Here is a 15002-nt window from a genome sequence, read left to right as displayed (position 1 = left end):
TGGCTCCGTTTTTTATTGGATAATTTGCTGCCACAGCCCTAGCTCACTAAGCCTCTGGCATACTCAAACAGTGCTTTCAGCAGTGCCAGCTTCTCTTTATCATCTTCATACTGGTTATAGAATTGTTCCAGTTGCAGCACGTAGTCCTGCACTCTTTCAGGATTGAGGGCTTCGCGGCGATGTTCCAGCCAACGCTGTTGCTCACTGTCAGTCAGCGTATTGGGGTAATTACGGGCGCGAAAGCGGAAAAATAGCGCTTCCAGCCGTGGATCTTGAAAGGTCAAATCCAGTGCGGGCAGGTTTTGCGGTTCAGTTTGTAAAATGATCTTCATGGTGGCGCGGTCGGCATCGCTGAAGAAGCCATTATACAGTTGTGCATCGACATCATCGGATACCGCAAAAGGTTCGGCTTCGGCGAACAGTGCCACCACTTTTTCACGTACTTGCGGATTTTGCCGCAATAATTGCAAATTTTGCAGGCAACGTTGGCGATCAATGCCCAAACGATCAGCATTTTCCGGTAATAAAGTTTTAGCGGGAGCCAGTACCGGGCATTTATTGATGTGCACCAGTTTCAGTGGCACCGCTGCATCTTGTGCATTGAGTTTGTCGCGGCGGGTATATAGACGCTCGCGCAGTGTATCGCTATCCAACGCCAGCAATGGCGACATATCACCGGCCAGGTCACACATAATCACCGCATTTTTATTCTCAGGATGCCATGCCAGCGGCGCAACCCAACTGGTATTGCCTCGTGCCGCGCCAAACATGCCGGAGACATGAACCAACGGCGTCATCTCCGCGATATCAATCAGTGCGTTTATTTTATGCTTACTGCGGTGTTGATATAAATAGTCGAATAGGCGGGGTTGCGCCTGTTTGACCAATTTCGCCATCGCAATGGTGGCATGCACATCTGACATCGCATCATGGGCATGCAAATGCTCAACACCATTGGCTTTGGTCAGATGCTCAAGCTTGAAACTCGGCAGGCCATCTTCATTTTCCGGCCAGACAATACCTTCTGGGCGCAGGGCGTAACACGCCCGCATCACATCTAACAGATCCCAGCGGGAATTCCCTCCTTGCCAGCTATAGGCATAGGGATCGTAAAAATTGCGGTAGAAAATATTGCGACTGACTTCATCATCAAAACGAATATTGTTGTAACCGAGGATACAAGTGCCCGGCACATTGAAAGCCTGATGGATTTGGCGGGCAAATTCCGCCTCATTCACGCCATTGGCTAAGGCATGCTGTGGCGTGATACCGGTTATCATCACAGCCTCTGGCTGTGGCAAATAGTCATCGGCGGGAGCACAGTAAATGACCAATGGCTCTTCGATAATATTGAAATCCAAATCGGTGCGCACCCCGGCAAACTGGGCCGGCCGGTCCAATGCCGGACGCTGACCAAAGGTCTCGTAATCGTGAATGTAGAAAGTAGGTTGCTTATTTTTATCTGACATTATTCGGTTTAACCCTTTTTACTATGGTCATTCTTTAGTGATGGGCCACCGTTTTGGTGGTAAGCCGCAGTGACCAATAACGTTAGTGTTAGAATATCATTTCAGGTGCGCCGAGACGTCAGGATTTATTTCGACATACTTATGTTTTGCCAGAAACATGTCGATCTAATTAGTATTTACCTACCGTTTACTCAGCTATTCATACAATTCGCCTACTAAATGACACGGTAGGACTCATAGTGAAAAAACTTCTGCTAACCGGCGCAACAGGGTTTCTGGGCGGGGCAGTGCTTGAAAAGTTATTGTTGGCAGACGCCGATTTTAATTATTTATTATTAGTACGGGCGACTACGCTAGAGCAGGGGCTAAACCGCATCCGTGAAAATCTGGCGAAATTTTATCTCCCCAGTCAGCGGCTGAATAAAATAAATATCAACCATATTTTATTAGGCGATTTGGCAGAGCCGGATAGCTTTATTAATGACCCACGTATTGATGATGTGACCCATGTTATTAACTGTGCTGCTGTCGCGTCATTTGGTAATAATCCCTTAATCTGGAAAGTAAATGTAGACGGCACTCTGGCATTTGGCAAAAGAATGGCAAATGTAGTGGGTTTACAGCGCTTTATCCACGTGGGTACCGCCATGTCGTGCACACCAGATGCCGGAACGGTGGTTAGCGAGCAAGTATTATCAGCGCAAGATGATGCGCATTTAGTGGAATATACCAAGTCCAAATCAGCTATTGAGCGATTGTTGGCAGAGCAATGCCCGAATTTACCGCTGGTATTAGCCCGGCCATCGATTGTCGTTGGGCATACCCGTTTGGGGTGTCAGCCCTCTAGCAGTATTTTCTGGGTATTTCGCATGGCATTAATGCTGCGTAAGTTTATGTGCTCATTGGATGACTATATCGACGTTATCCCGGTCGATTATTGTGCGGATGCTCTGTTGTGTATTTTGTTCCATCCCCACTTGACCGAAAATATTTATCATATTTCTGCCGGAGAAAAAGACAGCGTCAGTTTTGCCGAAATTGATCAAGCCATGTCCTCGGCGGCACGGCAAAAACCGATGGGTACAGATTATTGCCAGGTAGATTACGGTGCTTTGGTGCAGATGCGTAACCAACTAAAAAGCATTTTCGGCCCCTGCAATGAGCGCTTAATGTTGAAAGCCATGCGTTTATATGGCTCTTTTGCCGTGTTAAATGTGCGGTTCAGTAATGAACGCCTGCTCAGTTTGGGTATGGCAAGATCACCACGCTTCACCGATTATATTGCCTGTTGTGTGGAGTCCAGCTATGGAATAACTATCCAGCAACAAATGGCGGTTGATTTTAAGTAAGCATCTCTCCCCGCGTGACGACAGACTGCGGGGAATAACTTTTCCCGTTTATGTCTCGTCACTGATTATTCGCTACTTTTGCAAACTTTTAACCCCGTGCCAGCCGGTTATAACTCAGCTAAACTTAGGTTTTAGTGTTTTATTGGACGTAGGTATATTGTGCGCTTGAATAAAAAAATCTCGCCACTGGATAACTTGATTTATAGTCACTATCGCCTTACGCATGCTTTGCGAATTACGCTGGCATTTATCTTAACTTTCCTGATTATTCGCTTATTGGCCATCCCAGAAGGCACCTGGCCGTTGATCACGCTGGTCGTGGTTATGGGGCCGATATCTTACTGGGGAAATGTGTTATCCCGAGCGATGCAACGTATTGGCGGCACGGTGTTTGGCGCGATATCTGGCCTGATTGCCCTCTATCTTGAATCCTATTCGCTGACGTTCATGCTGGTCTGGTGCGGGGTTATCATGTTTCTGTGCGGCTATTTGACGTTGGGTAAACGGCCCTATATGGCACTCTTGATTGGTATCACGCTGGCGGTAGTTTGTGGATCTGCGCCGGGTGATATGAATACCGCACTGTGGCGTAGTGGCGATGTTATTTTTGGCTCCCTGCTGGCGTTAGTCTTTACCAGTGTTTACCCACAACGCGCCTTTACGCATTGGCGCATGCAGATGAGCGATAATCTGCGTGCTATCAGCCAGGTCTATGCCGCTTACCTGTCACCGAATGTGGTCGAACGCCCACGATTAGAACCTAAATTGAAAACCGTCCTGAGTCAGTCGGTTAAAATGCGCACTTTTATTGCTCCTGCCAGTAAAGAATCCCATATTAATAAAGATGTTTTTGAAGCCATCCAAACATTGAGCCGGAATTTAATATGCACACTGGAATTGCTGGTGGATGCTTACTGGTCGTCACGTGAAAGCCATTTTATTATGCTTAATGCTAAAGGGTTACGCAGCACCCAACTGATGACTATTCGCACTCTGAATACGTTGAGTGACAGTTTGCGTGATGGCTCACCAGCACGTGAGCGAGAGGTTGCCGCCGAGTTAAGTGAAATTGCGGCCGAACTGAAATCATTGATGCTGGCGGTAACGCAGGGGCAGCAGGTAGAAACGCCCATTTATGGCTATGTTTGGCTGAGTATGGAGCTAACCAAACAGCTTGAGGAACTCGACGATCTGATTAATATGACGTTGCGCAGGTGATCTCTCGCCGCTAAAGGCAGATGAAATTTCTGTCTGGCGGGTAAAGCAGGTAAGATAAGCCAATGAATCTTGTCACCAGGTACGACAAAGCGGTATGGTGCAGGTAGCCTGGTCACCAGCAATTGAATTTGTGTAAAACTTAAGTGAAGGTGTAAAAATGGATAATGCAATTAAGCCGACTTTCCAGGACGTTTTGGAGTTTGTGCGTATGTTTCGTCGCAAAAACAAGTTGCAGCGTGAAATCGTTGATAACGAAAAGAAAATCCGTGATAACCAAAAACGCGTTCTGTTGCTCGATAACCTGAGTGATTACATCAAGCCAGGGATGAGTATTGAAGAAATTCAGGCCATTATCGCGGACATGCGTACTGCTTATGAAGATCGTGTTGATGATTACACCATCAAAAATGCCGATCTGTCTAAAGAACGTCGTGAATTGTCGAAAAAACTGAAAGCGATGGGCGAAGTTAAGTAACTTCACCACGGTTTAATAGCTTATTTTAACGCTATTAAGAGAAAGGCTGGCATCAATTGCCAGCCTTTTCTTTTGGCTAAAATGGCCCTAACTTGACGGTTTGTTCTGCCGCAAGAAACTAAACGCTGGGATTTTCGCACCTTTGACAAAGATAAACGCCAGCAGTAACGAGCCCCACAGCGCCATAGTGATATAACTACTGACACCCATGATATTCAACCCGCTTTCCAGCATTTGCAGCAGGAACAGCGCCAGTACAATGCCGAATACTTTGCCAAATCCACCATCGGGATTTACCCCACCCAGTACGGTTGCCAAAATAGTGATCAGCAACAGCGACTCACCGTAGGATGCTTTGGCTGAGTTCAGTTTTGACATCATTAATAAGGCCGCTACCGCACACAGTAAAGATGAAATTACATACACCCAAACCAGTGTGCGGCGCGTGTTAATCCCAGAGAAGAAGGTGGCTTTCTCATTAGAACCGGACAAATAGATTTGGCGGCCCAATGGTGTTTTAGCCAGAATCAGCCAGATGGTCAGTGCTACCGCGACGAACAGATAAAGTGGCACTGGCACACCGAGAAAGTTGCTGCGATCCAGTGCCAGTACATAGTTCGGGAAGTTTGAGATAGCCGAACCTTTGGAGATAAGTACATTCACGCCTTTGAGCAACGTCATGATGCCCAGAGTGGCCAGAATAGGGGATACTCGTACCACCGAGATAAGTATCCCGTTGATAAGCCCCACAACCAATGCTACCGAGGCACCCGCCAGTAACATCAACATCATTGAACTGAACGTTGGCGCAAGATGGGTACAAACCCATGCCATCACCAGGGCGCTGGCATTCGCGGTAGCAATAATCGATAAGTTAATCCCACCGGTCAGCATAGTAATCGCCATTGCCAGAGTTAATACCCCCGCGACAGGGATTTGCGAAGCGATGGATTGGAAGTTAGCCGCCGACCAAAATACCTGTGGAATAAATAGGCTGAATCCTACGCCGACCAGCACCAGCAGGGCAACCAGCCAGCGTTCGGTATGATCACGTTGCGTTGTTTTCGACATGGTTATATCCCTACCTTATGGCGTTGGCCCCAGGCCGTCACACTGATACTGATGACAATTACCAGCCCGATAACCACGGTATGCCAGTACGACGAAATGCTCAGTAAATTCAAACCATTTTGTAATATTGCCAGCAAAATCACCCCCAGCAAGGTACCGGTAAGTGTTCCACGGCCACCCACAATACTGGTACCGCCGAGCACCACGGCTGCCAGCACTGTAAGCTCATAGCCCAGTAATGAATCAGGCGCTACGGTTAATACGGTATAAGACTGTACTACGCCGGCGATGCCGGACAAAAAGCCCATATAGCCATACACGAACAGTTGCAGTTTGAGAATACTGAACCCCATGCGTGACGCCGCTTCCTGATTGCCCCCTAAGGCATAGATTTGCCTGCCAATACTGGTGCGGGTCATCAGTAGAGCGGTAACAATAATGGTAATTAGCAGCGTTAGAATAGGGAGCGACAGGCCGTAGTCATAACCATCGGCAGCGGTAAAGGCGAACAGCATTGGCCCGTGTTCAAACCATTCAGGGTAGCTATACAGCCAAACACCACGGCTGAGATACAACAGTAAGCCATAGAAAATATTCAGTGTGGAAATGGTGATAATGATCGACGGTACGCGTAAGCGGTTAACCAGCAGGGCATTAACCAAGCCCAAAAGTAGGCCGATACCACCAGCCAGCGCAAAAGCTACCGGGAAGTTGCCACCAAACTTCACAATTAATGTCACCATGACATATTGCGAAATAATGGTCATCGCCGGGAATGAAATATCAATACCGCCAGAAATCAATACGATAAATAAGCCACAGGCCAAAATGGTTAACATGGCATAGTTATTTATCAGATCATAAATATTGGCAAGGGTCAGAAAATCCGGGCTGGTGAACGCAAGATAAGTCGAAATAAGCAAAATAGTGAATGCCAGCATCACTTCATGGCGTTTTAGTTGTTCTTTATTGAATAAACCTGTTTTACCTACCGCAGATTTATTAACTGCATGGGGGTTAGCCATTTACTACCTCCGCAATGGCTGCTTCGCTACTGTTACCCGGTAAAAACTCTTGTACCAGTCGCCCGGCCCGCATCACTAAAATACGGTGGCTATTGAAATAAGCTTCATCAATTTCATCACAGACCATTAACACTGCGATACCGCGAGCTGCCAATGCATTGATAATATTATAGATACCGGCTTTGTTAGCGATATCCACACCTACGGTGGGGGAGTCAAGGATCAAAATTTGCGGATCGGTTGCCAGCCATTTAGCGATAGCAATGCGCTGCGCATTGCCGCCAGACAGCGTATTGACTGGAAGGTCGCTGTTGCCGATTTTGATCGACAGGTGTTTCACCATATCCTCGACCAGCGTATCGACCCGCTCACTACGCATCAGATGGAACACGTTTTTCAGGCGATGCAGAACAGTGGCACTGATATTGTCACGAATGGATTGTTCCATAATCAGCCCGGTGCTCATTCGGTCTTCTGACACATAACCGACCCCCGCCGCAATAGCATCACGGTTACTGCTGAAATACATCGGTTTATCGTTAATTCGGATGGTGCCTGACTCCGGCGAGGTCAAACCGAATAAACTAAGACACAGTTCAGTGCGGCCAGAACCGAGCAGGCCCACCAACGAGACAATTTCCCCCGGATGCAGCGTCAATGAGATGTTGTGATATTCATTACTACGGCAAAGCTCCTCCACGGCCAGCACCGGCGGGTGGGCGGCACTGTAGGGCGGTAGCACCTGAAAATCAAATTTCATGCCGGTCATCAGCCACGCCAGTCGCTGGTTGTCCACTTCGGTGGCCGGGTAAGTGCCAACCCAATCACCATCCTTTAGCACCGTGATGCGGTCTGAAATCTCCAACACTTCACTTAATCGGTGGCTGACAAAGACTACGCAGATATTGCGTGATTTCAGTTCATGTACCACCCGCAGCAAGCCATTAACTTCTTGTCGGGTGAGGGAGGCGGTAGGCTCATCCATCACAATCAACCGGGCATCCTGTGCCAAGGCACGGCAAATAGCCACCAGTTGCTTCTGGGCGATGGGCAAATTCTCAACCAGTTCATCCAGATTGAGATGCGCATCAATGCTGCTGATCACCTGCTCAGCCGTGGCGCGCATCTGGCGTTTGTCCACCCACAGGTGATGGTGATAATGGTTCATGGCGATATTCTCAGCCACAGTCAGGTTCGGGAATAACGACAAATCCTGATAAATTACCTGAATCCCTAAGCGAACGGATTCAATCGGGGTCAGGCTTGAGTAAGTTTTGCCATCAATGGTAATCGTGGCATCAGCATCGGGCTGATAGACACCGGAAATAATCTTGATGAGGGTCGATTTGCCACACCCGTTTTGCCCTGCAAGACAATGTACTTCACCGGGTAACAGGGTCATAGCCACTTTATTTAGCGCTTTGACGCCATAAAAGGTCTTACTAACATTTTCCAGGGTAATAAATGGCTGCATATATCCTGTGTCCTTTTGATTCTTAATTAATTAATTGCGGAACCAGACAGGGCGTCCGGCTCCGCAATAACTTAGTGAATCAATACAGCGAATCCACGTTGTCTTTGGTTACCCGTAATACATTGTGGAACTGGATCAGATGCTTATCTTGGTCAACTTCAGCTTTACCCACGCCAGGAATTTCCATACCTGACTCAATTTTTTCACCTTTCAGCACTTTATCCGCCACTGCGGTCAGTGCATAACCGGCAGAACCTGGGTCATAGGTCACGCCCATTGCGATATCACCGCTTTTAATCAAGGATGCAGCCTGTGAAGGGATCATCATACCGAACACATGGACGTTGTTTTTCGCACGTTTCTCTTTCACGGCACGGCCAGCACCGATCGGACCTTGCGAACCGAAGGCGACAATACCTTTCAGGTCACTGTGCGCTTTCATTAAATCGAGCGTGGTACGGCGTGAATCATCAATACTCTCGGCAACAGGCATGCGGCTGGTCACCTCAAACATATCGGGGTAGTGCTCTTTCTGATATTTAACAAACAGATCGGCCCACAGGTTATGCTGTGGTACCGTCAGGCTGCCGACATAAATCACATAGCCACCTTTACCACCCATGGCTTTTGCCATCTCTTCTACGTTATCTGCGGCAAATTTGGCGTTATCGATGATTTCGATATCCCAGTTGGCGCTGGGTTGCCCTGGAGATTCGTTGGTTAACACCACAATACCGGCCTCACGGGCTTTCTTGAATACCGGTTCCAGTACATCGGCATCGTTGGGCACAATACTGATAGCACTAACTTTTTTCGCGATTAAGTCTTCGATAATTTTAACCTGTTGCGGGGCATCGGTACTGGAAGGGCCGATTTGATAGGCTTTGATAGCCAGATCTTTACCGGCGCGATCCACACCTTCGCCCATGCGGTTAAACCACGGCATACCGGCGATTTTTGAGATATTAACCACTTCGACTTCCTGCGCCAGTGCACTGCCCGAGCACACCATCATGCTGAACAGACTGGCTGCCAACAGGGTTTTCACACTCAATTTTTTCATTTAAGGCTCCCGGAACTCATGTAGGTTGAGGTAATTGTTATTTAAGGTATTGGTGCAATAATCAGCATGCTGTATTACATGAATTTTATTTATGTTTTTAAAAAAATGAAGATTTAACAGGAAACAGATTTTACATCTTCACTACATTTCCTGCTGGTGGGATCTAATACCTTGATAGCAGTTTCCCCCATATACATGAATGCTATTTACATGGACAAAATAGCTGCATTCCCTGTTTGTGATTGAAGTCATGATTTTGAGGGGCAAGACAAACAGAATTACATAAAAATGGTAAGCGGCAGGTTAATAACAGTGAGGTTTACATGGATATTCTGGTTCAGATGATTCTTAATTTTTCGCTATCATGGCCTGATGCTGAATGACGGGCTAACGCACGCCCCCAGGCACCATGGTTAACAGGTGTTGGCGGGGGTAGTGGCGATTGATATTGCGCTGCTGCAATTGCCAGAACACCTGCTCCACGTCATGCCGTTGACGGTCAAGCAATAATCCAACCACACTGCCACTGTGGGCTACGTTCAACCCGTATAAATCCAACTTCTCCACTAGCCTCAGCAGGGCGCTAAAGTCAGGTTTTACCAGTAAACGCTGGCTGGCTTGCGCACTCAATGTGGTGGCCTGACCCAGCAGTGAACAATCGCGGCGCTCGGCGGCTTGGATAAACAGTTGCCATGCCCGTTCCAGTGAGGTGGCACTGGCTAACAGCGCCGGTTGACGATCACGGCGGTGGTAATCCTCGGTTTTGAGAATCTGTGGGCTTTCCAGTAACAAAATATCTACCACTGGCTGCCAGTTATAAGAGATTTGTGTTGCGGCAGTTTGGTGGTCAAACAGTGTCAGTTGTTGAAATAGGGTGCTGTCAGTGGGTTCCAGCCTGACGCACAGTGCTGCCAGTGCGGCTTCATTGAGTGTTTCACCGAGATGGCGGGCGGTTGCCAGTGCGGTGGCGGCGATATCGGCGGTACTGCTGGCAAGTCCTTTTGCTACCGGAATGGTGGAATCAAAACTGATGTGCAGGCCATTAGCCATCTGTGCAGGTTGGCCAAAATAGGCCAGTACCGCCGCCAACATCTGGCGCATGCGTGGGCGTTCATTCTTGCCCGGTACGCCATCGGTCACCGAAACCGTACTAAACCAGTTGACCGGGCAGGAGATAAGCTTCTCCCCCCCCAGTATCCAACCCTGAATCAGTTCACCACAAGAGGCCGGGCAACGGGCTTCAGCCATGACCAAAGACCTGCTGTAAGGCACTGATCAGCCGTTGGTTATCTGCCGCGCTTTTAATGGCTACACGATAGTGGTCGCGGGTTAGACCGGGGTAATTAGCACAATGGCGGATCAGAATATGGTGCTTTAATAGCGCGTGTTGCAGATTAAGTTCAGGTTTAAGGCAGCGCAAGAAAATGTAATTGGCGCACCCTTGCCACACCTGCAATGCTGGCAGGGCGGCTAAATGCTCATATAACCAAGGTCGCTGCTGCGCCAGCCATTGATGTGTGGCTTGAATATAAGGTTGGTCATCGAGAATAATCTCACCCGCCAGTGCGGCAAAAGCATTGATAGTCCAAGGCTCGCGTTGCTGTTTCATTTGCGCCAGCGCCGCCAGATCGCCACTGAGCAGATAACCGAGGCGCAACCCTGGAATGGCAAAGAACTTGGTCAGTGAGCGTAACAAGTATAAGTGTGGGAAATCCGCTAATTGAGGGGTAAGCCCCGGCGCATCTGGCAAGAAATCGATAAAAGCTTCATCGATAATTAAAGCAATATGGTACTGATGGCAACACTGCACAATGGCTTGCAGCAATTTGGCATCAGGCATCAGGCCGGTCGGGTTATTGGGTGTCGCCAGAAATAGGCAGTCTGGGCGCTGTTGGGCTAATAGCGTCAGTAGACGTTCATCGGGCTGATAGCCGTCTGACTCACTCATCTGATAATCATGAATCTGGCAGCCGACCCGTTGCAGGGCGTGGCGGTATTCAGCAAAGCCCGGAGTCAACAGTACCGCAGTGCGGGGTTGCAGATGCTGCACCACTGCGTAAATCAGCTCAGTGGCACCATTGCCGGCCATAATATTCTCTGGCAGGCAGTGGTGAGCACGGGCCAGCGCTGCATGTAATTGGCGATACTCAACATCAGGATAGTGTTCGGCACGGGCCAATTGTTCGATAATCGCCGTTTTCAAGGATTCCGGCATGCCCAGCGGATTAATATTGGCACTGAAGTCAACGATATTGGCTGCATCTGTGCCGATTTTCAGTGCCATTTCCAGCACATTCCCACCATGCTCACTCATTGCTACTCTATTCCCCTATATAGCTTGTGCGTTTAGAGTACCATACCCTTCGTCCTTGATGCTGTAGGGTTGTTTGCTACACTCACGCACCCGAATCACTTACTTGTCGTTGACCCTATATGAATAAGCTCATCGGGATGCGTTTACTTGCTGCCTACCTACAACGCCAATGACTTTGGGTATATCAGCGAGGGAATGGCGTTTAGCGACAATAGCTCCGGCGTGAAGGCGAGCACATCTCGTAGGCGAACCACGTCGCCAATAACAATCAGCGCCGGTGCCGATAAACCCTGCGCGGCAACCTGATCGGCTAATGTAAGCAGTGTGCCGCTGGCAACTTGTTGCTGCTGGTGGCTGGCGTACATCACCACGGCGGCAGGGGTGGTGGGGGCTTTCCCCCCGGCGACCAATTGCTGGCAAATAGTCGTCAGTTGTGTCATTCCCATCAGGATAATCAGCGTACCTTCCAGCTTGGCTAATGTTGCCCAGTCCTGTGGCTCATTGCCTTGGCGCAAATGGCCGGTTATCACATGAAAGCCTGAGGCATAATCACGATGTGTTACCGGAATACCGGCATAAGCCAACCCGCCAATGGCGGAGCTTATCCCTGGAACTACCTCAAACGGAATACCAGCCAACGCCAGTGTTTCAGCCTCTTCACCGCCACGGCCAAAGACATAAGGATCACCACCTTTGAGTCGCACCACATTTAGCCCACGTTGGGCGCAATCAACCAGAATTTGATTGATTTCTGTTTGTGGCACCAAATGGTGGTTGGGGTTTTTGCCCACGTTGATCATTTCACAACCATCAGGGGCTTCTGCCAGTAACTCAGCACACACCAAACGGTCATAGACCAACGCGTCAGCGCGACGAATAACATGTAATCCCTTCACCGTAATCAGCGCGGCATCCCCTGGCCCAGCGCCTACCAACCAAACTTTCCCACTTTCCATATTGCCTCTTATTGTGCGGCGAGGGCCGGTTGTACCGGCAGATTCAGGGCCACGCGAATGACATCACGGGCAATCATTAATTCTTCATTGGTATTGACGATAGCAATCTGTACCGGCGCAGAGTCATGTTGGATAAACGGCTGATTGTTGATATTTTTCTCTTCGTCCAACTCGATACCGAGAAAGGCTAAACCACGGCAGATTTGCTGGCGGGCTGTGCGGGCATTTTCACCGATACCGCCGGTAAATATCAGTGCATCAATTCCGCCCAGTTGCACGATATAGCTGCCAATCACCGCGCGGATACGTTCGGCAAAGAGGTCGAGCGCTACTTTGGCGCGCGGGTTGCCGTTGGCGGCGGCTTGTTCGACATCGCGATAGTCATGTGAGATGCCGGATACGCCCAGCAAACCGGATTGGTTGTTAATTAAATGGTTAATTTCACTGGCATTTTTTCCTTCTACTTGCTGAATAAATGGCAGGATGGAGGGGTCAATATCACCGCTCCGGGTGCCCATCATGATACCGGCCTGTGGGGTGAAGCCCATCGAGGTATTCACCGACTGGCCGTTGCCGATAGCACAAATGCTGGAGCCGTTGCCAAGATGGCAGGAGACAATGCGCAGTTCTTCCAAGGGGCGCCCCATTCGTTCGGCGCAAACGGCACTGACATATTTATGACTGGTGCCATGGAAACCATAACGGCGAATACCCAGCTCTTCATAGTAGCGCCACGGTAATGGATACAAATAGGCCGTCTGGCTCAGTGTTTGGTGGAATGCAGTATCAAATACCGCCACCGCGCTGGCATGGGGTAGGGCATGTTGGAACACCCGGATACCGAGCGCATTAACCGGATTATGCAGGGGGGCCAGTGCGCCAAGCTGTTCTATCTTATCCAGCACCTCGGGGGTTATCACGACCGAATCGGCGAATGCTTCACCGCCGTGCGCGACACGATGGCCGACACCGGTAATTTCATCCAGTGAATCAATAATATTGTGTTCAATCAGCGCGTGAAGTAGGTGTTCAGCACCTTGGCGGCAATCGGCGATAGGCAGAATCTCGCGCCATTTCACATCTGTGGCGCGGAGGTTAAATATCGCATCATCCATACCGATACGTTCAATTAATCCCTGACAGATCACTTTTTCATCAGGTAAAGAAAACAACTGAAACTTCAACGAAGAACTGCCGGCGTTAATCGCCATAATCTTACCGGGCATGCGACTCTCCAGAATGATTCAAATAAGTAATAAGGTCGGTTAATCCCTCACCGCTCAGCGCTGAGGTCACAAATAGGTGTTGCGCCCCCGCCTGCGTGAGGCTGTCAGCAGCCCAACGCAATTGGTCTGGCTGGTTAACGGTGTCGGCTTTACTGATAATGCCAATTACCGGCTGGTTGAAAACCTGCGCCAACATCGGGGCAAACCAGCTTTGGGTCGCATCCGCATTTTGTACCAGCCCCACCACATCCGCTTCACAGGCGCTTGCCAGTAACGCACTGTATAAACAGCGGTTTTCCAGGTATTCACCGGGAGTATCAATGGCATTGTCCTGCCAGATAATGGCTTGGGTTTTCTGGTAATTAAGCGCCTCACCCTGCAAACGCTGGATAAGCGAGGTTTTGCCGCACTGGCTAGGGCCAATCAACATGATGCGTTGCATGTCATCAGGTCCGGGTCATCGGGCAGGCGGTAAATTTCATCATGTCGCCGAGGGTGTGGATCACCTGTTTCAGCGCATATTCCACCGCTGACACATCACCGGTAAACACCACCGCACCGGTGAAACGGTCGATAAAACCAATCTCAACTGCACCAGATTTGGTGGCGATATCACTGGCAATAATCGAGGCTTCGCTAGGGGTAATGGTCAGGATGCCAATGGCGCTACTGACATCATTCAGCCCCAGTTTTTTGTAAAGTGCCTTATTAGGATTGGCTATCAGATGCGCCAGGGTTATCTGTTTACCGGGAACATATTCCTGAATTACGCGCTCGGGGGTGCTGCTCTTTTCCATCATGCCTCCTGAACTAACTGACGCCATAGCGCCTCATGGGGCCGTGGGATCACTGAGCTGTAAACCAATAATCCCTTCTCACCGGCACACTGGCTGGCAACGTCCACGGCAGTTTGTACATCAGCAATATCGCCGCTGAGCACTTGATAACATTTGCCGCCGATGCCAAACGCCATATGGATGCGCACCAGCGTGACATTGGCCGCTTTAACCGCACGGTCGGCGGCAGTAATACAGGCCGCCACACTCCAGGTTTCCACCACACCCGCTGCTTGACGATTTTCCACCGTATTCAGGCCGCTGATCGCCGGCAATACGGATGGATGAAGGTTGGGCAGGACGATGCTATCGACCAGCAGATGCCCGCTGTGCCGCTCTCCGTTTTGTACCGACTGGGTGACGGCACCGATATCGCCACCGACCATCAACAGATATTTACCGGGGCACAGAGTTTTGCTCACCAATAGGCTGACGTTAGCGCTTTTCAGCATCAAGTCGCAGACCTCCATGCCCTTGGCGATACTGCTTAATTCAACAATTCCAATGGCTTGTGACATAGCCCTTC

General features: G+C 49.4%; 15 protein-coding genes. 3 read left to right on the top strand and 12 right to left on the bottom strand.

Annotated elements, in window-relative coordinates; translation table 11 throughout:
• Positions 1 to 38: 38 nt before the first annotated feature.
• Positions 39 to 1469, bottom strand: coding sequence for an exodeoxyribonuclease I (gene sbcB / locus V1955_RS14295; RefSeq protein WP_372568921.1), 1431 nt, complete (start codon positions 1467 to 1469; stop codon positions 39 to 41).
• Positions 1470 to 1708: 239 nt separating this feature from the next.
• On the opposite strand from sbcB, the gene V1955_RS14290 reads away from it, so the two are divergent.
• The 3 genes from V1955_RS14290 to tmaR all read left to right on the top strand — a co-directional run bounded on the left by V1955_RS14290 (position 1709) and on the right by tmaR (position 4511).
• Positions 1709 to 2818 (top strand): SDR family oxidoreductase, encoded by a 1110-nt coding sequence (locus V1955_RS14290; RefSeq protein ID WP_442821071.1) that lies wholly within the window; start codon positions 1709 to 1711, stop codon positions 2816 to 2818.
• A gap of 159 nt (positions 2819 to 2977) precedes the next feature.
• Positions 2978 to 4036 (top strand): FUSC family protein, encoded by a 1059-nt coding sequence (locus V1955_RS14285; RefSeq protein ID WP_083159287.1) that lies wholly within the window; start codon positions 2978 to 2980, stop codon positions 4034 to 4036.
• A 157-nt stretch (positions 4037 to 4193) separates the two neighbouring features.
• Complete coding sequence (tmaR, locus tag V1955_RS14280; protein ID WP_005187773.1) at positions 4194 to 4511, top strand: PTS system regulator TmaR; 318 nt, start codon at positions 4194 to 4196, stop codon at positions 4509 to 4511.
• An 87-nt stretch (positions 4512 to 4598) separates the two neighbouring features.
• Here tmaR and V1955_RS14275 read toward each other — a convergent pair whose 3' ends face one another.
• From V1955_RS14275 to V1955_RS14225, 11 genes are all read right to left on the bottom strand, one after another.
• Positions 4599 to 5582 (bottom strand): ABC transporter permease, encoded by a 984-nt coding sequence (locus V1955_RS14275; RefSeq protein ID WP_372558478.1) that lies wholly within the window; start codon positions 5580 to 5582, stop codon positions 4599 to 4601.
• A gap of 2 nt (positions 5583 to 5584) precedes the next feature.
• Positions 5585 to 6607 carry an ABC transporter permease gene (locus V1955_RS14270; protein WP_083159285.1) on the bottom strand — a complete coding sequence of 341 codons (1023 nt, stop codon included), beginning with the start codon at positions 6605 to 6607 and terminating at the stop codon, positions 5585 to 5587.
• On the bottom strand, positions 6600 to 8081 hold the full coding sequence (locus tag V1955_RS14265) for a sugar ABC transporter ATP-binding protein (protein WP_193784681.1): 1482 nt from the start codon (positions 8079 to 8081) through the stop codon (positions 6600 to 6602). Before V1955_RS14265 ends, V1955_RS14270 begins: the two co-directional genes overlap by 8 nt.
• 79 nt (positions 8082 to 8160) lie before the next feature.
• Positions 8161 to 9096 carry an autoinducer 2 ABC transporter substrate-binding protein gene (locus V1955_RS14260; protein WP_227746594.1) on the bottom strand — a complete coding sequence of 312 codons (936 nt, stop codon included), beginning with the start codon at positions 9094 to 9096 and terminating at the stop codon, positions 8161 to 8163.
• A 435-nt stretch (positions 9097 to 9531) separates the two neighbouring features.
• Complete coding sequence (locus V1955_RS14255) at positions 9532 to 10392, bottom strand: GHMP family kinase ATP-binding protein (protein WP_442821070.1); 861 nt, start codon at positions 10390 to 10392, stop codon at positions 9532 to 9534.
• On the bottom strand, positions 10385 to 11458 hold the full coding sequence (cobD, locus tag V1955_RS14250) for a threonine-phosphate decarboxylase CobD (RefSeq protein ID WP_442821069.1): 1074 nt from the start codon (positions 11456 to 11458) through the stop codon (positions 10385 to 10387). The genes V1955_RS14255 and cobD overlap by 8 nt, the downstream gene beginning before the upstream one ends.
• A gap of 158 nt (positions 11459 to 11616) precedes the next feature.
• Positions 11617 to 12414 carry a uroporphyrinogen-III C-methyltransferase gene (gene cobA, locus V1955_RS14245; RefSeq protein WP_083159281.1) on the bottom strand — a complete coding sequence of 266 codons (798 nt, stop codon included), beginning with the start codon at positions 12412 to 12414 and terminating at the stop codon, positions 11617 to 11619.
• Between the two features lie 8 nt (positions 12415 to 12422).
• The gene (locus V1955_RS14240; RefSeq protein WP_372568925.1) at positions 12423 to 13640 is read right to left on the bottom strand and encodes an acetate/propionate family kinase; all 1218 of its coding nucleotides are present in this window, start codon (positions 13638 to 13640) and stop codon (positions 12423 to 12425) included.
• The gene (locus tag V1955_RS14235; protein WP_083159279.1) at positions 13630 to 14082 is read right to left on the bottom strand and encodes a EutP/PduV family microcompartment system protein; all 453 of its coding nucleotides are present in this window, start codon (positions 14080 to 14082) and stop codon (positions 13630 to 13632) included. The genes V1955_RS14240 and V1955_RS14235 overlap by 11 nt, the downstream gene beginning before the upstream one ends.
• A 4-nt stretch (positions 14083 to 14086) precedes the next feature.
• Positions 14087 to 14437 (bottom strand): propanediol utilization microcompartment protein PduU, encoded by a 351-nt coding sequence (gene pduU, locus V1955_RS14230; protein WP_032813079.1) that lies wholly within the window; start codon positions 14435 to 14437, stop codon positions 14087 to 14089.
• Positions 14437 to 14994 (bottom strand): BMC domain-containing protein, encoded by a 558-nt coding sequence (locus V1955_RS14225; RefSeq protein WP_005185285.1) that lies wholly within the window; start codon positions 14992 to 14994, stop codon positions 14437 to 14439. Before V1955_RS14225 ends, pduU begins: the two co-directional genes overlap by 1 nt.
• Positions 14995 to 15002: the final 8 nt, after the last annotated feature.

The sequence above is a fragment of the Yersinia sp. 2545 StPb PI genome (assembly GCF_052217125.1).
GTDB classification, from domain to species: Bacteria; Pseudomonadota; Gammaproteobacteria; order Enterobacterales; family Enterobacteriaceae; genus Yersinia; species Yersinia enterocolitica_E.
Note: the sequence above shows the minus strand (reverse complement) of the source record. Positions and strands in the feature narration are given on the sequence as shown.